Source organism: Gordonia sp. KTR9 (genome assembly GCF_000143885.2).
In the GTDB taxonomy this organism is placed as follows: Bacteria; Actinomycetota; Actinomycetes; order Mycobacteriales; family Mycobacteriaceae; genus Gordonia.
Window position 1 is genome coordinate 5,045,392 of record NC_018581.1, and the last position, 19,879, is coordinate 5,065,270.

The following is a 19,879-nucleotide window of genomic DNA, read 5'->3' on the forward strand; positions in this document are numbered from 1 at the left end:
TTCGACGCCGACTCCTGGGCTGCGCGGTTCATGCTGCTCAGCGACCCGAACCGCCTGCGACTCGTCGCGGAGATGCACGCTCGGCCCGGTTCGACGGTCGCCGAACTGGCCACCCGTATCGGCATCACGGAGAACGCCGCGTCCCAGTCGATCCGCAAACTGCGCGACCAGGGATGGGTCCGCTCGGAGAAAGCCGGACGGATGGTCCACTACGAGGTCGTCGGCGACGCGATCGTGCATCGCATCCTGCACGACATCATCGGGGTCGGGCACCTCACCGCCGCAGACCGGTCGGATCACGCCCACCCGGTGACAACGGATTAGAACACGTTCTAGTCTGGTCGACGTGGATGTCACCTTCGAAGCGACCAAACGGGAACTGACTACCGATCAGGGCACGCTGCGCTATCACGAGGCCGGCGACGCCGACGCGCCGCCATTGATCCTGTTGCACGGGTCCGGGCCCGGTGTGACCGGCTGGCGCAACTACCGCGGAAATCTCGGGCAGTTCGCACAGACACACCGCTGTTTCGTGATCGAGTTCCCCGGGTTCGGGGTCAGCGATGCCGTCGAGGGCCACCCGGTGCTGACCGCCGGCAGTTCGGTCATCCGGTTCATGGACGCACTCGACATCGACAAGGCCGCGATGATCGGCAACTCGATGGGCGGCGTCGTCGGCGTCAACCTGGCGATCAAGAAGCCCGAGCGTGTCGAGAAGCTCGTCACCATCGGCGGCGTCGGCCCGAATGTGTTCAGCCCCAGCCCCAGTGAAGGCCTGCGCCTGCTGCAGGAGTTCACCGACGCCCCGGACCGGGACAAGCTCGTCCGCTGGCTCACGTCGATGGTCTTCGATCGCTCGCTGGTCACCGAGGAACTCATCGCCGAGCGCTGGGAGGCCGCCATCAATCCCGACGCGCAGAAGACGGCGCAGATGATGTACGGCTCAGCGGCATTCGAGATGCAGCAGCAGTTCATGGCCGCCTCCGACACGCCGCCGTACTGGGCATCGATGCACAAGGTCGCCTGTCCCACACTGCTGACCTGGGGCCGCGACGACCGCGTCAGCCCGCCGGACATGGCGATGATCCCGATGCGACTCATCCCCGACGCCGAGCTGCACATCTTCCCGAAGTGCGGGCACTGGGTGATGATCGAGGCCAAGGCCGCCTTCGAGGCGACCGTGGGGGCCTTCCTCGCACGGTGATCCACTAACCTCGCCTGCATGGATGGTGTCGACGTCATCGTGTCCCATTGGGCCGTCGCCCGGCCCGAGCTCGATGTCTCGGCGCTCAAGGTGTTCGGCCGGCTCCACCGCAGCTTTCTCGTCTACAAGGCGCGCATCGCCTCCACCTTCGACGAGCACAACATCACCGACTCCGGCTTCGACGTCCTCGCGTGCCTGCGCCGAGCCGTTCCCGACCACCGTCTGACCGCGGGCGAACTCGCCGAGCAGACCCTCGTCACCACGGGCGGCCTGTCGTTGCGCGTCAAACGACTCGAGGACGCGGGGTTCGTGACGCGCACTCGAGACCGTTCGGACGCGCGTGTGGTCTACGTCGAACTGACTCCCGAGGGCGCGGCTCTCGTCGACCGCATCGCCGACGAGCACTTCGCGAAGCTCCGCACCATGCTCGCCGAACTCTCCGAGGACGAGGCCGCCGACCTCGCCCGCCTCCTGGGCGCCCTCGAACACTCGGCACGATTCGCGGTTCTCGGTGACGGGCTCGATCCCGGCGAAGCGGACCCGATCGCAGCCGTCTGAGCGCCGCACTCAAAACTTTTTCGGGCCGCCCGTGATGGCCGACACATGCGGTGTGACCTGCATCTCTGCCGTTTCGGACGCGTAAATCCCGTGTAACAAGCCCCTGTAGTGGGCTTCTTCGAGGTTGACCTCTTAGCGCTAAGGCTTTACAACTGTCTTAGCGCAAAGATATTTGGTTCGGCATTCGGCCACCTCCTCTGAACGGATTCACATGCCCCTCGTGACGAGTACCTCCACCCATCCCGGGATCGACGCCCGCGATCTCGACGACCGCATCTACGTCGGCGGGCACTGGGAGGTCGGCGCCGGCGACCTGATCGAGTCCGTGGACCCCGCGACGGGCCGGGTCTTCGCGACGCTGCACGGGGCCACGCCCGCCGACGTCGACACCGCGGTCCGCGCCGGCCTCCGCGCGGCCCACGAAAGCGGTTGGGCGAGTGCACTTCCCCACGAACGCGCCGCTGTACTGCACCGGATCGGCGACGGGATCGACGCCGCCCGGGATCGCATTGCACGCCTGCAGACCCTCGACACCGGCAAGACCCTTGCCGAGACGACAGCTCTTGCCGCGAGTGCGGCCAACACCTTCCGGTACATGGCGGCTGCGGCTGAGACCTCCGACGGAGTGCTCACGACCCCGCGCGGCCCGTGGCTCACGATGTCGACGCACCGCCCCATGGGCGTCGTCGGCGCCATCACGCCGTGGAACTCACCTATCGCCTCCGACGCCCAGAAGCTGGCACCCGCGCTGGCCGCGGGCAACGCGGTGGTCAGCAAGCCGCCGGTCTGGGCGCCCTGGGTGACCCTGCTGCTGGCCCGCATCTGCGAGGAGGCCGGCCTGCCGCGCGGTGTCCTGTCCGTCCTTCCCGGACCGGGCCGGACCGTCGGCGAGGCACTGGTCCGCCACCCCGACGTCGCGAAGGTCAGTTTCACCGGCGGGACGAGCACCGGGCGGCACCTCGGCCGGATCGCGGCCGACAAGCTCATGCCGATCACCCTCGAGCTGGGCGGCAAGTCCCCGACCATCGTCTTCGCCGACGCCGACGTCGAACGCGCCGCGCAGGGAGTGATGTACGGCATCTTCTCCTCCAGCGGGCAGAGTTGTATCGCCGGTTCGCGAGTCTTCGTCCAGCGCAGCCTCTTCGAGGCCTTCACCGACGATCTGGTGCGCCGCACCCAGCTACTGCGCATCGGTCCGGGTGCCGACCCAGCCACCGACGTCGCGCCGATGATCTCGTCTGCACACCGCGATTCGGTCGCCGCGCAGGTCAGCCAAGCCGTGGCCGACGGCGCCGAATTGCGCTGCGGTGGGTCGGTTCCCGTTGACGGTCCGCTGGCGGACGGCTGGTACTACCCGCCCACGATCCTGACCGGGGTGTCGAACACCGACCGGATCAGCCAGGAGGAGATCTTCGGGCCGGTCGCGGTGATCATCCCGTTCGACGACGAGGCCGACGTCGTGGCCCAGGCCAACGACACCGTCTACGGACTCGCCTGCGGCGTGTGGACCGAGGACTATCGGCGCGCCCTGCGGCTCGGCGACGCCGTCGACGCCGGAACCGTCTGGGTCAACACCTACAAGCAGTTCTCGATCTCGACGCCGTTCACCGGCCTCCGCGACAGCGGGCTCGGCACCGAGAAGGGACGCGAGGCGATCCGGCAGTACTCCGACCAGAAGAGTATCTACCTCGACCGCAGCGACGAGCCGATCGCGTGGGGTCGCCACCCGTGATCGCTCGGACCGTGCACCCCGACGACCCGCCCACCCCGATGAAAGGACCCACGCCCATGACCGCCCCTGCCTCGATCGACCCCGCCTCAATCGACCCCGCCGCAGCCGAACAGGCCACCGCGCACCCGTACAGTCCCGCATTCGCCGTCGCCGGTTTCGGATTCGTGTCGGGCGCACTGTCGGTGGACGAGAACGGCGTTGCCGTACCGGGTGTCGAAGCCGCCCTCGACGCGGCGATGGCCCGTCTCGGCGAACGCCTGGCCACCATCGACATGACCCTGTCCGACGTCGTCAAGACCACCTATTTCGTCACCGACGTCTCCCTGCGCGATGCCGCGAACCGCCACTACGAGAGCGTCTTCGACGCACCGCGCCCGGCCCGGTCCTTCGTCGAGGTGGCCGCGCTGCCCTACGGCGCGACCGTCGAGATCGAAGCGATCGCCCACGCGTCCTGACCACACCCCCCCCCCACGACCCCACCCCAGAACCGAGAGGAACCATCCCATGACCGCACCAGAGAAGACCGTCGCCGACCTCGAGCAGCAAATCGACTCCTGCATCGCCAGCCGAGAGACCCGCCACGAGGACTGGGACACCCTCGGATTCCAGGCCGCCGCCGGCGGTGACCGCTTCAAGCGCGCCCAGATCCGCTACATCGGCTCAGGTGCCACCGGCAACCACGAGAACGACAGCCGAACACTGCCGTCGGACCACTTCACCTTCTCCAACATGCGCCTGCCCGCCGGCGCCGTCGGACCCGAGCACACCCACCACGACGTCGAAGAGGTGTTCTTCGTCCTCGAAGGTGAACTCGAGGTCGCCGTCCACGACGTGGAGGACGGGACCAAGAAGGCGGTTCGTCGCCTCGGGTACCGCGACCTGATCCGCGTCCCCGCCGGCGTCCCCCGCAGCCTCGCCAACGTCGGCGACACCGACGCGCTGTTCTGCGTGATCATCGGCGCCGAGAAGCCGCAGCTGCCCACCTACCCGCCGAGCTCGGAGATGTTCGGCGTCACGCGCTGAACGCCGGCGTTCGTCACCGAACCTGACCACGAGAGGTATCCGCGATGTCCACAGACACCACGAGAGTTCTTCGGGTGCACCAGAAGACCTGGGAGGCCGACGGCGTCACGAGCGTGACGCTCGTCGATCCGTCCGGGGCCGCGCTCCCCGCGTGGGAACCCGGAGCCCACGTTGCACTTCGTCTGTCGGACGGACTCGTTCGGGAGTACTCGCTGTGCTCGGCGCCGGAGGACACGTCACGATGGACCGTGGCCGTCCTCCGGGCCGAGAACTCCCGGGGCGGAAGCACCTACGTGCACGACCGGCTGCCCGTCGGCGCCGAGATCGAGGTCGACGGCCCGCGCAACGCCTTCTCGATCGATCCCGGTGCTGCACACCACATCCTGATCGCCGGCGGGGTCGGAATCACCCCGATCGTCGCGATGATGCGCCGGCTGGAGTCCGAGGGCAGGTCCTGGCGGATGCTGTACGCGGGCCGGTCACGACGGTCGATGGCCTTCGTCGACGAGGTGGCCGCGCACTCGACTTCGGCCGTTCATGCCGACGACGAGCGCGGCGGATTGCCGGATCTGCGAGCGCTGTTCGAGGACGTCCCGCCCGGATCGGTGGCGTACTGCTGCGGGCCCGGCGCACTGCTCGACGCGGTCGCCGCCGTCGTGCCGTCGGACATCTCCCTGCGCAACGAACGTTTCGCCGCGCCCGTCGTCGAGGTGGACACCGGCGGGGACACCGCGTTCGACGTCGTTCTCGACCGGACCGGGCAGCGTATCCCGGTACCGGCCGACAAATCCGTGCTCGACGCACTCGCCGACGCGGGCGTCGATGTCCCCAGCTCCTGCACGGAAGGCATCTGCGGCACCTGCGAGGTCGCGGTCGTCAAGGGCGACCTCGACCACCGCGACTTTGTACTCACCGACACCGAACACGCGAGCGGTCAGATGATGCTTCCCTGCGTCTCACGTTGCCGCTCAGCCGAACTCGTACTCGACCTCTAGAGGAATCCCGTGCTCTACTCCCAGCTTCCCGTTCTCACCGACCGGCCGGTGTGCCGTCTGCGCAGCCTGCGGTCGGTCACCCTGAGCGTCCCCGATCCCCTGGCCTCGCGCGATTTCTATCACGAGGTGTGGGGACTGAGCACCGTCGAGGAGGACGGCGACCGGTTCTGGCTCCGCGCCACCGGCACCGAGCACCACGTCCTGAACCTCCGCCGGGGCGACGCGAACGCCCTGGGCGGCTTCAGCTTCGCACTCGGGACACCCCGTGAGGTCGACGACGCCGCCCGCGCACTCGACCGGATCGGTGTACCGCTGCTCCGCGAGCCCGGTCCGCTCGACGACGCCGGCGGCGGTTACGGTCTCGCACTGGTCGATCCGGAGGGACGCACCGTCGAGCTGTCGGCGGACGTCCATGCCGTGTCGTCGCAGGAGCCGGCGGGTCGTCGTGCCATCCCGCGCAAGATCGCCCACGTCGTGCTGAACACCACCGACATCGAACGGATCACGGCGTTCTACACCCAGGTCCTCGGCATGCGGGTGTCGGACTGGTCGGAGCGCCAGATGTCCTTCCTCCGGTGCAATTCCGAGCATCACGTCATCGCGCTGAACCAGGCGGCCTGGCCGGCGCTCAACCACGTCGCCTACGAGATGACCTCGATCGACCACTTCATGCGCGGCATCGGCAACCTGCGCTCCCACGGGATCGCCCCGCAGTGGGGGCCGGGTCGGCACGGTCCCGGCGACAACACGTTCTCCTACTTCACCGACCCGGCAGGGTTGGTCTGCGAATACACCTCCGAGGTCGCGCAGATCGACGAGGACGCCTGGCTGTGCCGGACCTGGCGCCGCACACCGGAACTCTCCGATCAGTGGGGCACCGCGGGCCCGCCGACGACCGCGGTCCGCTCGGCCATGGCCGGCATCCCCGACCACGGCGCGAGCTCCCTGGTGACCCCGCGCGATCCGGACTACTTCATCCATCTGCCCGAGACGGTGGGCGTGGCATGACCACCACCGTCACCGTGCTCGACCGCGTGCAGGTCGTCGCGCACCCGTCGAGCCGCGAGATCCGGAGCAGGCACAGCGTGGTGCTGCTCCACGGGATCGGCGGCAGCGCCACGTCGTGCGGCCCGCTTGCCGCGCGGCTGGCCGCCGCCGGTCTCGACTGCTGGTGCCCCGACGCACCCGGATACGGACGTTCGGCTGATCCGCGGCCGGGCATCGGCCCCGTCGAGGAGATGGCCGAACTCATCGAGGCGCTCGTCCCCGGACAGTCGGTCGTACTCCTCGGCACGTCGTGGGGTGGCGTGATCGCCATGGATCTGGCGCTGCGCCGACCCGATCTCGTCACCGCGCTGGTCATCGCGGACAGCACCCGCGGTTCCGGGGTGACCGCCGAGCGGGCCGCCGGAATGCTCGCGCGCATACCCGATCTCGTCGACCGCGGCGCCGCCGACGTGGCGGCCGACCGCGCCGGCGCGCTCACCGCACCGGACTGCGATCCGGCGATCACCGCCGAGGTCCGCGCCACCATGGCGGGGATACGCGAGCCCGGATTCGCCGCCGCGGCCCGGTACATGGCCGCGACCGATCTCGGACCCGACCTCGTCCGGCTCGCCCGCCCGGCCCTCGTTCTCGTCGGTGCGCACGACACCGTCACCGGCGTCGACGAATCACGCCTCCTCGCCGACGAGATCCCCGGCGCCGAGCTGCGGATCGTCCCCGATGCGGGCCACGCCGCGATCCAGGAGCAACCCGACGTCATCGCCGACCATGTCCTGAGCTTCGTCGGGACGCTGCCGTGAGCGCCGGGACCATGGTGGTGACCGGCGGCGGCCGCGGACTCGGCCGTGCCATCGCCGAACGTCTCGGCGCCGACGGGCACCGGCTCGTGATCGCCGAACGCGACCCGGGCACCGCGTTCGCGGCCGAGGCCGCCTTGCGCGACGCCGGTCATGACGCCCGCGCGATCGTCACCGACATCGCCGACGTCGACGCCGTCCGCGCTCTCGCCGATCGCCTCGAGACCGACGGCGACCACGTGACCGGCCTCGTCAACAACGCGGCGATCGCCGACGGCGTGGGCGGCGCGACGTTCTTCGAGCTCGCCGACGACGAGTTCGGCCGGTTGACCGACGTCAATGTCCGGGGCACCTGGTCGGTCACGAAGTACCTGTGGCCGTTGCTGTCCCGCTCGCGCGGCGCGGTGGTCAACATCGCCTCCGACGTCGCGATGTACGGGTCGCCTCGCCTGGTGCACTATGTGTCGTCCAAGGCGGCGGTCATCGGCATGACGCGATCGATGGCCCGCGACGCCGGACCCCACGGCGTCCGCGTCAATGCCGTTGCGCCCGGCCTGGTCCGGGTCGAGGCGACCGAAGGCGTCCCCGAAGACCGCTACCGCACCTACGCCGCCGGACGCGCACTCGACCGCGAACAGACCCCGCAGGACGTCGCCGGGGTGGTCCGCTTCCTGCTGTCCGAGGACGCCGCCTTCGTCACCGGTCAGACCATCGTCGTCGACGGCGGATTCATCTTCCGCTGAGACGCGGTCCCCCGCGCCCAGCCACCCTTCGCCCCGGTCCCAATCAACCCCGGCCCCCAATCCGCCCCAGCCCCAACCCAGTCCGAGGAGTACCCATGGACCTGCAGCTCGCCGGTCGCCGGCTGCTGATCACCGGCGCGAGCTCCGGGATCGGTCTCGCCACCGCCCGGCTGCTCGCCGAGGAAGGTGCGAGGCTGGCTCTCTGCGCCCGGGACGAGGACCGTCTCCGTGCCGCGACAGCCGATCTCGCCGCCATCACCGATGTGGTCACCGCCTCGTGCGACGTCACCAGCCGCGCGTCCGTCGACGCCTTCGTCGCCACCGCCGTGGACCGCCTCGGTGGTCTCGACGGCGTGGTCTGCAACGCCGGCCGGTCGCTCATGCGCACACTCGACGAGACCACCGACGAGGAGATCCGCGACGAGTTCGACCTCAAGATCTTCGGCGCGCTGCACGTCATCCGTGCCACGCGTGCCGCGCTCGCGGCGTCGGACGGCGGCGCCGTGGTGATCGTCAACGCCATCCTGTCCCGACAGCCCGAAACCCGCCTGGCGGTCACCTCGGCGGCGCGGGCGGGCCTGCTGAACCTGTCGAGCTCGCTCGCCGAGGAGCTCGCGAGCGACGGGACGCGGGTCAACTCGGTACTGCTCGGCCTCATCGACACCGGGCAGTGGCAGCGCAGGTTCGCCGCGAGCGGCGCCGAGGACTTCGCGGCCTGGAGCGCGGAGATCGCCGACGACCGCGGAATCGCGCTGGGCCGATTCGGTTCCGCCGACGAACTCGCCTTCCCCATCGCCACCCTGCTCTCGCCGCGGAACAGCTACACGACCGGCGCAACGCTCGAGGTCGGCGGCGGGGTCCACCGCTATGTCTGACCCAGTCGTGTCCGATCCCAGTCCGGTCCACCCCGGACCAGCCCAGCAACAGGAGACCCATCCGATGACCGAACACACCGGGAACCGCCGCCCGACCGGCGGCGACGTCCTCGTCGACGTGCTACGCCGGCACGGCGTCACCACCGTCTTCGGGGTGATCAGCATCCACAACCTCCCGCTGGTGGAGGCCGTCGACCGCGAGCTCGACTTCGTCGAGATGCGTCACGAGGCGGCCGCGGTGAACGCCGCCGACGGATTCGCCCGCGCGTCCGGCGGTCTCGGCGTCGCACTGACCAGTACCGGTACCGGAGCAGGCAATGCCGCCGGCTCGATGGTGGAGGCACTCACCGCGGGCAGCCGCGTCCTGCACATCACCGGACAGATCGAGAGCGAATTCCTCGCGCCCGACCGGCCGGCCGCCAGTCGCGGTGTCATCCACGAGTTCCCGGGCCAGCCGCAGATGCTCGACGCGATCTCGGCGTACGCCACCACCATCACCGAGGCCAAGGACGTCGAGGCCGAACTCGAGACCGCGATCACGCGGATACTCACCGCACCGTCGGGTCCGGCGAGCGTCGAATGGCCCACGGATCTACAGTATCTCGCCGCCCCGGACGCCCAGCGGCCGGCGCCGTCGGTCACGGTGTCGACGCCTTCCGCCGACCCCGACGCCATCGCCCGCGCCGCCGATCTGCTGCGCACCGCCGAACGGCCACTGCTCTGGCTGGGTGGCGGCGCGGCCGGAGCGGGTGACCAGGTGGCCGAGCTCGCGCGGAGTCTCGGTGCGGGCATCCTCACCAGCAACTCCGGACGCGGGATCGTCCCCGAGGACGTCCCTCTGGTCATCGGCAACTTCGCCACCACCCCAGCGGTGCGGGCACTGCTCGACGACGCCGACGTACTGCTCGCCGTGGGCACGCATTTCCGGTCGAACGAGACAGCGTCGTATTCACTGTCGTTGCCGGAGAAGCTGATCCAGATCGACGTCGAACCGACGACGATCGGACGCGTCTACCCCGCCGCGGTCGGACTCGTCGGCGACGCCGCGCAGACGATCACGGCCATCCTCGAGCAGCTCGACGCGGTCGCGACCACCGACGAGTGGCCGGCGCGCGTGACCTCCGTCCGTGAGGAGGTCCGGACAGATCTCGCGACCTACATCGGTGGCTACGCCGAGATCTGCGCCGCGATCCGTGATGCTCTGCCGCGCCGCTCGGTGATCGCCCGCGACGTGACGATCCCATCGAGCCAGTGGGGCAACCGTCTGCTCCCGATCTACGAGCGCGGGACCAAAATCTTCCCGCTCGGCGGGGGGATCGGTCAGGGACTCGCCATGGGGATCGGTGCTGCCCATGCCCGACCCGACGTCCCCACACTGGTGCTGGCCGGTGACGGCGGACTCGCCGTCCACCTGGGCGAACTCGCCTCCCTGGCCGGGTCCGGCGCCCCGGTCATCGTGCTCGTCGTCAACGACGGCGGGTACGGAGTGTTGCGGAACATGCAGCAGAAGAACGGCTTCCGGCGCTCCGGTGTCGACCTGCACACTCCGCGGTTCGACCTGCTCGCCGCGTCGATGGACATCCCCTACCGGCTCGTGCGGGGTCCGGGCGTCATCGCCGAGGCCCTGGCGGACGCGGTGAACCGAGGCGGTCCGTCGTTCATCGAGGTGGATGTCGAAGCCATCGAGCCCACTCCCGGCCCGTTCGTCCCGCCCGTGCACGTTCCGTCTGAGCCCGAGCCCTCCGGGACCCAGTCATGATCGCTCCGACCCTCTGGTGGGACGACGACATCGCGACACGGGTGCGTTCCGGTGACCAGGCCCACGTCTTCGCCTCCGGGACCGATGTCGCCGATGCGGTCGCGCTGGCCGTCGAGAACCCGGATCTGGTGCTGAGCCTGATCCTGGCCGAGCCCGCACCCCTCACCGAGGAGACGACGGAGATGCTTCCCGCCGTCCGGGTTCCGACCCTGGTCCTCGCCTCCGCGCCGGATGCCGACACCGATCTCGGTGCGGCACAGACTCTTGCGGGTGACATCGACAACGGCGTTTTCGTCGTCCTCGACGGCGCGCCCGTCCCCGCGCACACCGAATGCCGGGAGTCCTTCGAGGAGTGGACCGTCTCGTTCGTCGCGATCGCCGAGGGCCTCGCCGCCCGCGACGGCCGTCTCCTCGCCCAGCCCACACCACTCATCGACGAAGGAGTCCTCCGATGATGACCCGCCCGGCCCGCGAGCCGTACCTCGAGACACACCAGACCCATCCGGAGCCGCTGACACCGTACGAGCTCAAGCTCGCCGGTTCGGTCACCGAGATCTTCACCGCGGGGGCCACGACTCTCGACGAGGTCACCGACGGCCTGAACGCCCTCGGCCTCCACGGACCCGACGGTGGCCCGTGGACCGCCGAGACCTTCCGCGCCGAGATGCGCAGATTGGGGAAATGACATGACCACCACACAGCCCACGTCCGACCAGCGGTCCGCGGCCCGCAGTCGGCCCTCCGCCCGCCGTACTCCTACCTACGCCGTGGGCACCCGCCGTCACCTCGACGCCGACGAGATCGCGGCGACCGGCCTCCGGGACCGCTGGTACCCGATCCTCCCCTCACGGATGCTCGAACCCGGGGCCATGGTCCCGGTCCGCCGGCTCGAGGTCGATTGGGTCCTGTTCCGCGACGCGCAGGGGCGGGTCCGCATGCTCGAGGACCGCTGCCCGCACCGCAGCGCGCCGCTGTCGGTGGGTCAGCATCTCGGCGACCGCATCGCCTGCGCCTATCACGGCGTCCAGGTGGACGGCGAGGGCACCGTCGTGTCGGTTCCGGGGATGCCGGGCTGCGCACTCGAGGGACGACGGGCGACAGTGTCGCTGGAGGTGGTCGAGGCGGCCGACACGATCTTCGCCTTCCTGCCGCTGACCGCGGATTCGGTGCCGACACCGTTCGTCTTGCCGGACCGTCTGTCCGATCCCGCGGTGTCTTGGTTCGGCAACTTCGCCGAGTGGGCGGGCCCGTGGCGGTTCTACATGGACAACGTCCTCGACCCCATGCACGGCGCGTTCTTGCACCGCAACTCGCATTCGATGTTCGGCGGCGACACCTCCGCGCGGTTCCGCATCCGGGAGACCGACCGCGGTTTCTTCTTCGAGAAGACCGACCAGCGCGGCGTCAACTTCGACTGGGTGGAGTTCGTGCGCGGATCGATGGACTACGTCGATCTCGAGATCCCGTACGGTCCCGGCGCCGGCCCGGGCGGAGTGTTCGGGATCGTCGGGATGAGCACGCCGATCGACCGGTCGACGTCGGCGATCTTCCATTGGCGCACGCGCCGCGTGAGCGGATGGGAACGCGAGACGTGGCGGTTCCTGTACCGCACGACGCTGGAGGCCAAGCACTGGGAGGTCCTCGAACAGGACCGGCTCGTCCTGGAGGCGCTTGCCGGTGACGCCGACCGGGAGGAGCACCTCTACCAGCACGATCTCGGGGTCTCCCGGATTCGCCGCATCTATCGCGCCGACGCCGTCGCCCAGGCCGATCGACTCGCGAGCGCGAACGCGTGAGCGCCGACGAGACGATGCTGCTGACCGTGGTGTTGCGCCACGATCAGAGTCAGGACCTCGAGCAGCTGCAGGGGCGGCTCGACGACCACGACTGGTGGCATGGCTTTCCGCCTGCCGGCTGCGAGATCGTCTCCTGGGTCGTCGCCATGGGGCTCGGGCAGGTCGTCACCCTCCGACTCCCGGCCGACCGCCTTCCCGCGGTGAACGTCGAACTCGAGCGCCGGGCGTGGGGTGCGTTCGCCACCGACTTCTACCCGACGTACGACTTCGTGCCGGTGCGCGAACGACTGACCCGCGAATCCGACGCCCGACGAGCGGTGACGCCATGAGCCGGGTCGGACATCCCGACGTCGCGGAACCGCCGCGTCGGGACATGTTCAGCAACGCCCGTGTCGTCGGCGACCAGTTCTTCCTGTCGGGGATGCACGCCGGCGGCCCAGACGGCCCGGTCGGGGGCGACGACACCCATGCCCAGGCCGTCGAGACCTTTCGGCGTGTTCGCGCACTGACCGAGGCGTGCGGCGCCACGGTCGACGACATCGTCGCGTTGCGCATCTACGTCACCGACATCGCCGACAAGGCGGCCGTCGGACGCGCCCGGAGCGCGATGTTCTCCGGAGACTTCCCGTGTTCGACCCTCGTCGAGGTGTCGGCACTGGTCGAGCCGGGCCTCAGCGTCGAGGTCGAGGCACAGGGATTCCTCCCGAAGGCCGCACCCGCGGCCGACTAGAATCACTCGAACCGGCGTCAGCCACGCCGACTACACACCGAGGACGCCATCGTGAGCGGACCAACTCTTTCCAACAGCCCCAACAATCCCGCAGCACCGGCCGTCGACAGACCCAACTGGCCGGTGCTGATCCTCGCCTTCGTCGCGGTCGTCCTCGACGGCTACGACACCATCGCCCTGGGCCTCTCGGTGCCGGCGCTCAAGGAGGACTGGGGTGTCCCGGCATCTCACTTCACCCCGGCGCTCTCGCTGACGAGTCTCGGAGTGGCACTCGGCTACATCGCGGTCGGACGGCTCACCGCGCGCTTCGGCTGCCGCAAGGTCATCCTGGCCGCGGTCGTCGTCTTCACCATCGGCAGCCTGCTGACGGCCTGGGCCGGCAACATCGTCGAACTGAGCGTGCTGCGCCTGATCACCGGATTCGGTCTCGGTGCGGTCATGCCGGCGGCCGTGGCGCAGGCGACGGCGCTCAACCCCGCCCGGCACCGGCAGTCCATCGCGGTGTTCGTCACGATGGGCATCTCGATGGGGGCGTTGATCGCCGGACTGTTGGGCACACGGTTGGTGTCGGCGTACGGCTGGCCGTCGGTATTCGTCGCCGGCGCCATCGCTTCGGCAGTCCTGTTCCCCTTCCTGTGGGTGTGGCTGCCCGACGAGCGCACGCTGACCGGTGTGACCCCGGGTTCGGAGGCCCGCCACCACGCGGCCGTGGCCCGGTTGTTCGACCCCGAAGTGCGCGGGCGGACCATTCTTCTCTGGGGCTTCGCCTTCATGGTGTTCTCGGTCTTCTACATCTTCTCGTCCTGGCTGCCCACCCTGCTGACGAGTTACGGCTTCAGCACGGGACTGGCACCGCTCGGGTCGGCGGCACTGGGCGTCGGCAGCATCGTCGGCGCCGGGGTGCTGATCCTCGGCGCGACCAGGTACCGGATGAGCTCGATACTCGCCGGGACCACGGTGGCGGCGATCGTGTTCCTGATCCTGTCCGCCTTCCTCGGCGCCGACAAGGCGTTGCTGCTGGTGGTGTTCGGCGGTGTCGGGCTCGGGCTGCAGGCCGGCATGATCGGGCAGGCCGCCGTCGCGGTGTCGATCTATCCGCAGGCCACCGCCGCGACGGGTGTCGGCTGGGCGTCCTCGATGGGCCGCCTCGGCTCCGTGGTCGGCCCGATCGTCGGCGGCGCCCTGATCGGACTGGGACTGTCGACGAGTGCCATCGTGCTCATCGCCTGCGGCCCGGTCGCGGTCGCACTGGGACTCATCCTGCTGCTCCGTCGTGCCGAACCGAAGGTGCCCGACGACACGGCCGGGAGCGAGTCGACCGGATCTGCACCCCTTCGGGGGCAGGCGGTCGGCGGGCAGGCGGTCGGCGGACCGGCCTGACGCGCACCGAGCCTCAGCCGAACGGCGTGCCGGGAACCCTCCCGGCGCGCCGTTCGTCGTCTCGACGCCGGCCGTCACCGCCGCGACCACAAAAGGTACCCGACCGCGAGTGCGAACACGCCGGGACCCAGACACACCAGATGGTCGCGGGTCACAGCCTCGTCGAGGTCGGCGTCGGAGAGCCCGGCGCGCACCGCGTGCTCGCGCAAGATGAAGCCGGAACGATCAGTGGGTATCGGGATCACGGCACTTGGACGCAGGTCGGCGCCCCTCGGTTCCATCCCCACTCTCCCAGAGGTGCGAGGAGCGATGGCGCCGCCCTCCGCCCCCTAATCCGAAAGAACCACAGACCCGCTGGCGCCCTGCTCCCTGAGGAGCGCCCGGAGCTTGCGGAGGGCGCGTCACGAAGGGTCTGGCGACCGAGGCTTCGAAACCCTTCGTGACGCTCGCAAGCTCGCTCCTCAGGGAGCGGGGGGGCTTTCGTAGTCCACGACGGCCGCCAGGCCGCAGTTACTGAGGCGCGAGGAGCGATAGCGACGAGCCTCGAAGGGTCCGCCCACCCGCAACCGATAATCCATTGCGCCGCAGCGCACGACGCTGGCATAGTTCCCGATCGGCACGAGGACCAGCAGACCGGAGCGGGGTACCGCGATGTGTTTCTGCGCGTCGGAATCCTCGTCCGCCTTCAGATGGCAAGGGATACCACCCGAGCAGGTTCGAGTCCTGACACTCCCACCGCTCCCGGGAGCACGGGCCCGGTTGGTTCTGCGGGCGTCGTCCGGGTCGTTCGCGGCTCCGCGACGTTCCCCACCGACCGGCCCGCCCGCGAGCGGTGTCGCCACCGAACTCACCTGGCCCGACAAGCATTGCGACGCAACGGAAAGGAGGATCGCCATGCTGTTCCACAATCGAATCACCGTCCCACCGGGCCACACCGTGCTGGCCTATCGGGGCGCCGAGGTCCAGACGCTCCCCACCGGTCGTCATCGTGTGCGCAAGCCCGACGCGACGCTGAGCGTCGACATGCGCGAGCGTCTGGTCCAGGTCGCACCGCAGGAGGTGCTCACCGCCGACTCCATGGCGGTCCGGATCTCGATGACGTTGCGCGCCCGCGTGATCGACGCCGTCGCCTTCGTCGAGCGGTCCTCCGACCCGATCGGCACGGTGTACCTGACCGCTCAGATCGCGTTGCGTGAGTTCTGCGCCGGCGTGGCCGCGGACGACCTCATCCGCCGCGGCGACACCGTCGACGTCGCACCGATCCGCGCCTCGGCGGCCGAGGCCGCAGGCGCCGTGGGCATGGAAGTGCTCGAGGTCGTCATCCGCGACGTCATCATCCCGGCCGAGGTACGCAGCGCGGCCCTCGATGTGATCACCGCCAAGACCCGCGGTCTGGCAAAGCTGGAGGCGGCTCGGGCGGAGACCGCCGCCCTGCGCGCGCTGGCCAACGCCGGCCGGTTGCTCGACGCCCACCCGGCGCTGGCGCAGCTGCGCCTCGTCGAGGCGGTGCCCTATGGCGCGCGCGTCGTCCTCAGCGTCGGCGGTGCCGAGGTGTCGTCAGACGACTGAGTTCCCGCGGTCGCATTTCCGTCCCGCTTTTCGGATCCGATAAGCGGGACGGAAACGGCGACGCGAGAACGGAATCGGTGAGCGCAGACAGGAGCCCCGGCCGGAACGAATCCGGCCGGGGCCCTTGTTGTCTGCCGGTCACCCGGCGAAAACCCTACTTCGCAGCGAGGTTCTCGTCGGTCAGCTTGGTGACACCCTGCTCGGCCTTCTCGACCAGCGAGGCGGGCGGCTCGAAGTGCTTGCCGTACTTGCCGGCGAGGTCCTTGGCACGCGCGACGAAGCCGGGCACGCCACCCTCGTAACCGTTGATGTACTGGATGACACCACCGGTCCACGCGGGGAAGCCGATACCGAAGATCGAACCGATGTTGGCGTCCGGCACGGAGGTGAGGACACCTTCGTCGAAGCACTTGACGGTCTCGAGCGCCTCGGCGAAGAGCATGCGCTCCTTCATGTCCTCGAGCGGGATCTCCGAGGTGCCCGACTTGAAGTGCTCACGCAGGCCCGGCCAGAGCTGGGTACGCTTGCCGCTCTCGTCGTAGTCGTAGAAGCCCTTGCCGTCCTTGCGGGCGGTGCGGCCGTTCTCGACCATCCAGTCGACGACGGCGTTCGAGCCGTGCTGCGGGACTTCCTTGCCCTCGGCCTTGAGCGCTGCCTCGGTCTCCTTGCGGATCTTCTGCGGCAGGGTCAGGGTCAGCTCGTCCATGAGCTGCAGCGGCGCGGCCGGGTAACCGGCCTGGGTGCCCGCGTGCTCGATGAACGCCGGCTCGACGCCCTCACCGACGGCGGCGACGGCCTCGTTGATGAAGGTGCCGATGACGCGGCTGGTGAAGAAGCCGCGGCTGTCGTTGACCACGATCGGCGTCTTGCGGATCTGCAGCGTGTAGTCGATGACCTTGGCCAGCACCGCATCCGAGGTCTTCTCACCCTTGATGATCTCCACCAGCGGCATCTTGTCGACCGGGGAGAAGAAGTGGATTCCGATGAAGTCCTCGGACCGCTTCACGCCCTCGGCGAGGATGGTGATCGGCAGGGTGGAGGTGTTGGAGCCCAGGACGGCGTCGGGTTCGACGATGTCTTCGATCTCCTGGAACACCTTGTGCTTGACCTCGACCGACTCGAAGGCGGCCTCGATGACGAGGTCGACTCCCTTGAAGTCGGCGGCGTCGACGGTCGGGTGGATGCGGGCGAGCAGTGCGTCGCTCTTCTCCTGGGTGGTCTTGCCCTTGGCGAGAGCCTTCTCCTCGAGCTTCTCCGAGTAGCCCTTGCCGCGCTTGGCGGCGTCGAGATCGATGTCCTTGAGGACGACCTCGATGCCGGCCTTCGCCGACACGTAAGCGATTGCCGCGCCCATCATCCCGGCGCCGATGACGCCGACCTTCTTGGCGGTGAACTTGTCGTAACCCTCGGGTCGCGAGCCGCCGCCGTTGATGTGCTGCAGATCGAAGAAGAACGCCTTGATCATGTTCTGCGCGACCTGGCCGGTGACCAGCGAGACGAAGTACCGCGTCTCGATGATGTCGGCGGTGTCGACGTCGACGTAGGCACCTTCGACGGCAGCGGCCAGGATGGCACGCGGCGCCGGCATGTTGGCACCCTTGATCTGCTTGCGCAGCAGGGCCGGCAGAGCCGGAAGGTTCGCGGCGAACGCCGGGTTGGTGGGTGCACCGCCCGGGATCTTGTAACCCTTGACGTCGAATGGCTGCTGAGCCTCGGGGTTCTCCTTGATCCAGGCCTTGGCGGCGGGGATCAGTTCCTCGATGGAGCCGACGACCTCGTTGACCAGGCCGGTCTCCTTGGCCTTGGTCGGATTGAACCGCTGGCCCTGGAGCAGGACACCCATGAGGGCGTTCTGGATGCCGAGGAGACGGACGGTACGGACGACGCCGCCGCCACCGGGCAGCAGGCCGAGGGTGGCCTCGGGCAGACCGATCTGGACACCCTTGACGTCCGCGGCGATGCGGTAGTGGGTGTGCAGCGCGATCTCCAGGCCGCCGCCGAGCGCGGCACCGTTGATGGCCGCCACGACCGGCTTGCCCAGGGTCTCCAGACGGCGCAGCACCTTCTTCATGCCGTTGGTGGTCTCGGTGATCTGGGTGGCGATCTCTTCTTTGGAGACGTCGCTGCGATCGCTCGTCATGTCCTTGAGGTCGCCGCCGGCGAAGAAGGTCTTCTTCGCCGAGGTGAGGACGACACCGGTGATGTCGTCCTTCTCGGCCTCCAGGCGATCGACGGTGGCCGCCATCGACTCCTGGTAGAGCGCGTTCATCGTGTTGGCGCCCTGGTTGGGGTCGTCCATGGTCAGGATGACGACGCCATCGGCGTCTTTCTCCCAGTTGATCATGTTGTCACTCATGGTGATTCGCAGAGTTCTTTCTCGTGAAGTGGCAGGGCCGGGAGCGTCAGAGACGCTCGATGATGGTCGCGACGCCCATGCCGCCACCGATACAGAGGGTGATCAGGCCGTAGCGGCCGCCGGTGCGCTCGAGCTCGTCGAGGCAGGTGCCGTAGATCATCGCGCCGGTTGCACCGAGCGGGTGACCCATGGCGATCGCGCCGCCGTTCACGTTGACCTTCTCGTGCGGGATCTTCAGATCCTTCATCCACTTCATGACAACAGAGGCGAAGGCCTCGTTCAGCTCGAACACGTCGATGTCGTCGACGGTCAGGCCGGCCTTCTTCAGCGCCAGCTCGGTCGCCGGGGTGGGTCCGGTGAGCATGATGGTGGGCTCGGAACCGATCTCGGCGAAGGAGACGACGCGGGCACGCGGGGTCAGGCCGTTGCGCTTGCCTGCCTCTTCGCTGCCGATGAGCACCAGACCCGAACCGTCGACGATGCCGGAGCTGTTGCCGCCGGTGTGGACGTGGTTGATCTTCTCGACGCTCGGGTACTTCTGCAGTGCGACGTCGTCGAAGCCGGCCATGTCGGCGAGTGCGGCGAAGGCGGCCTTCAGCTTGCCGAGGCTCTCGACGGTCGAGCCCGGGCGACGGTGCTCGTCGTGATCGAGGATGGTGACACCGTTGATGTCCTTGACGGGCACCACGGACTTGGTGAAGTAGCCACTGTTCCAAGCCTTTTCGGCGCGGGCCTGGGACTCGGCGGCGTAGGCGTCGACGTCTTCGCGGGAGAAGCCCTCGATGGTGGCGATCAGGTCGGCGCCGATGCCCTGCGGGACGATGTAGTGGTCGTATGCGGTGGCCGGGTCGGTGAAGAGTGCGCCGCCGTCGCTGCCCATCGGGACGCGCGACATCGACTCGACGCCACCGGCGAGAACCAGGTCGTCGAAGCCGGAGGCGACCTTGGCCGCGGCGAGGTTGGTGGCTTCCAGGCCCGAGGCGCAGAAGCGGTTGATCTGGGTGCCGGGGACGGTCTCGGGGAGACCGCTGTTGAGGGCGGCGGTGCGCGAGATGACCGCGCCCTGCTCGCCGACAGGGGAGACAACACCGAGGATGACGTCGTTGACGTCGGCCGGATCGAGGCCGCCGTGACGCGACAGGACCTCGTTGATGAGACCGGAGACCAGGTCGACCGGCTTCACGCTGTGCAGCGAACCGCCGCGCTGCTTGCCACGAGGCGTACGGATCGCCTCGTAGATGAATGCTTGATCAGGCACGAAAGTGTTCCTTTCACACGAACCACTGGTTGGTTACCCACCGAGGCTAACGCGGAATAACTTGTTTGGCTATACCCGGTGGTCAAGAGGTCTGGTGTT

Annotated in this window: 22 protein-coding genes; 19 read left to right on the forward strand and 3 right to left on the reverse strand. The window is 68.8% G+C overall.

What is annotated here, in order from left to right; translation table 11 throughout:
* The first annotated feature begins 30 nt into the window (after positions 1–30).
* The 18 genes from KTR9_RS23255 (at position 31) to KTR9_RS23340 (ending at position 14,597) form a co-directional block, all read left to right on the forward strand.
* Complete coding sequence (locus KTR9_RS23255; protein WP_044508236.1) at positions 31–324, forward strand: helix-turn-helix domain-containing protein; 294 nt, start codon at positions 31–33, stop codon at positions 322–324.
* Between the two features lie 22 nt (positions 325–346).
* Positions 347–1,204, forward strand: coding sequence for an alpha/beta fold hydrolase (locus KTR9_RS23260; RefSeq protein ID WP_014928770.1), 858 nt, complete (start codon positions 347–349; stop codon positions 1,202–1,204).
* Between the two features lie 18 nt (positions 1,205–1,222).
* Positions 1,223–1,762: a MarR family winged helix-turn-helix transcriptional regulator gene (locus KTR9_RS23265; RefSeq protein ID WP_010843291.1), complete on the forward strand. Its 540-nt coding sequence runs from the start codon at positions 1,223–1,225 to the stop codon at positions 1,760–1,762.
* Between the two features lie 211 nt (positions 1,763–1,973).
* Positions 1,974–3,494, forward strand: coding sequence for an aldehyde dehydrogenase (locus KTR9_RS23270; protein ID WP_014928416.1), 1,521 nt, complete (start codon positions 1,974–1,976; stop codon positions 3,492–3,494).
* Positions 3,495–3,550: 56 nt separating this feature from the next.
* On the forward strand, positions 3,551–3,949 hold the full coding sequence (locus KTR9_RS23275) for a RidA family protein (protein ID WP_014928417.1): 399 nt from the start codon (positions 3,551–3,553) through the stop codon (positions 3,947–3,949).
* A 49-nt stretch (positions 3,950–3,998) separates the two neighbouring features.
* Positions 3,999–4,517 (forward strand): cupin domain-containing protein, encoded by a 519-nt coding sequence (locus KTR9_RS23280; RefSeq protein WP_010843288.1) that lies wholly within the window; start codon positions 3,999–4,001, stop codon positions 4,515–4,517.
* A 44-nt stretch (positions 4,518–4,561) separates the two neighbouring features.
* On the forward strand, positions 4,562–5,512 hold the full coding sequence (locus KTR9_RS23285; RefSeq protein ID WP_014928418.1) for a PDR/VanB family oxidoreductase: 951 nt from the start codon (positions 4,562–4,564) through the stop codon (positions 5,510–5,512).
* 9 nt (positions 5,513–5,521) lie between these two features.
* Positions 5,522–6,520, forward strand: a complete 999-nt coding sequence (locus tag KTR9_RS23290; RefSeq protein ID WP_010843286.1) for a VOC family protein — start codon at positions 5,522–5,524, stop codon at positions 6,518–6,520.
* On the forward strand, positions 6,517–7,317 hold the full coding sequence (locus KTR9_RS23295) for an alpha/beta fold hydrolase (RefSeq protein ID WP_014928419.1): 801 nt from the start codon (positions 6,517–6,519) through the stop codon (positions 7,315–7,317). The genes KTR9_RS23290 and KTR9_RS23295 overlap by 4 nt, the downstream gene beginning before the upstream one ends.
* Positions 7,314–8,057, forward strand: a complete 744-nt coding sequence (locus KTR9_RS23300) for an SDR family oxidoreductase (protein WP_044507363.1) — start codon at positions 7,314–7,316, stop codon at positions 8,055–8,057. Before KTR9_RS23295 ends, KTR9_RS23300 begins: the two co-directional genes overlap by 4 nt.
* Before the next feature lie 95 nt (positions 8,058–8,152).
* A complete protein-coding gene (locus KTR9_RS23305) occupies positions 8,153–8,932 on the forward strand; it encodes an SDR family oxidoreductase (protein WP_010843283.1) in 780 nt (259 codons plus the stop codon).
* A gap of 64 nt (positions 8,933–8,996) precedes the next feature.
* Positions 8,997–10,691 (forward strand): thiamine pyrophosphate-binding protein, encoded by a 1,695-nt coding sequence (locus KTR9_RS23310; protein WP_014928421.1) that lies wholly within the window; start codon positions 8,997–8,999, stop codon positions 10,689–10,691.
* Positions 10,688–11,146, forward strand: coding sequence for an alpha/beta fold hydrolase (locus KTR9_RS23315; protein ID WP_014928422.1), 459 nt, complete (start codon positions 10,688–10,690; stop codon positions 11,144–11,146). The genes KTR9_RS23310 and KTR9_RS23315 overlap by 4 nt, the downstream gene beginning before the upstream one ends.
* Positions 11,143–11,376 (forward strand): recombinase-like helix-turn-helix domain-containing protein, encoded by a 234-nt coding sequence (locus KTR9_RS23320; protein WP_004018951.1) that lies wholly within the window; start codon positions 11,143–11,145, stop codon positions 11,374–11,376. The genes KTR9_RS23315 and KTR9_RS23320 overlap by 4 nt, the downstream gene beginning before the upstream one ends.
* A 1-nt stretch (position 11,377) precedes the next feature.
* Positions 11,378–12,487: a Rieske 2Fe-2S domain-containing protein gene (locus KTR9_RS23325; protein ID WP_014928423.1), complete on the forward strand. Its 1,110-nt coding sequence runs from the start codon at positions 11,378–11,380 to the stop codon at positions 12,485–12,487.
* A gap of 14 nt (positions 12,488–12,501) precedes the next feature.
* Positions 12,502–12,816 (forward strand): hypothetical protein, encoded by a 315-nt coding sequence (locus KTR9_RS23330; RefSeq protein ID WP_014928424.1) that lies wholly within the window; start codon positions 12,502–12,504, stop codon positions 12,814–12,816.
* Positions 12,813–13,217, forward strand: coding sequence for a RidA family protein (locus KTR9_RS23335; RefSeq protein ID WP_010843277.1), 405 nt, complete (start codon positions 12,813–12,815; stop codon positions 13,215–13,217). The genes KTR9_RS23330 and KTR9_RS23335 overlap by 4 nt, the downstream gene beginning before the upstream one ends.
* A 51-nt stretch (positions 13,218–13,268) precedes the next feature.
* Positions 13,269–14,597, forward strand: a complete 1,329-nt coding sequence (locus KTR9_RS23340) for an MFS transporter (protein ID WP_014928425.1) — start codon at positions 13,269–13,271, stop codon at positions 14,595–14,597.
* Positions 14,598–14,671: 74 nt separating this feature from the next.
* Here the strand turns inward: KTR9_RS23340 and KTR9_RS23345 are convergent, their stop codons facing one another.
* Entirely contained in the window at positions 14,672–14,878 is a 207-nt protein-coding gene (locus KTR9_RS23345; RefSeq protein ID WP_014928426.1) for a hypothetical protein, read from the reverse strand.
* A 613-nt stretch (positions 14,879–15,491) separates the two neighbouring features.
* Between KTR9_RS23345 and KTR9_RS23350 the strand changes: the two genes are divergently transcribed.
* Positions 15,492–16,166, forward strand: coding sequence for a slipin family protein (locus KTR9_RS23350; RefSeq protein WP_044507365.1), 675 nt, complete (start codon positions 15,492–15,494; stop codon positions 16,164–16,166).
* Between the two features lie 154 nt (positions 16,167–16,320).
* Here KTR9_RS23350 and KTR9_RS23355 read toward each other — a convergent pair whose 3' ends face one another.
* Positions 16,321–18,522, reverse strand: coding sequence for a 3-hydroxyacyl-CoA dehydrogenase NAD-binding domain-containing protein (locus KTR9_RS23355; protein WP_014928428.1), 2,202 nt, complete (start codon positions 18,520–18,522; stop codon positions 16,321–16,323).
* A 46-nt stretch (positions 18,523–18,568) separates the two neighbouring features.
* Positions 18,569–19,780 (reverse strand): acetyl-CoA C-acetyltransferase, encoded by a 1,212-nt coding sequence (locus tag KTR9_RS23360; RefSeq protein WP_004018964.1) that lies wholly within the window; start codon positions 19,778–19,780, stop codon positions 18,569–18,571.
* Positions 19,781–19,879: the final 99 nt, after the last annotated feature.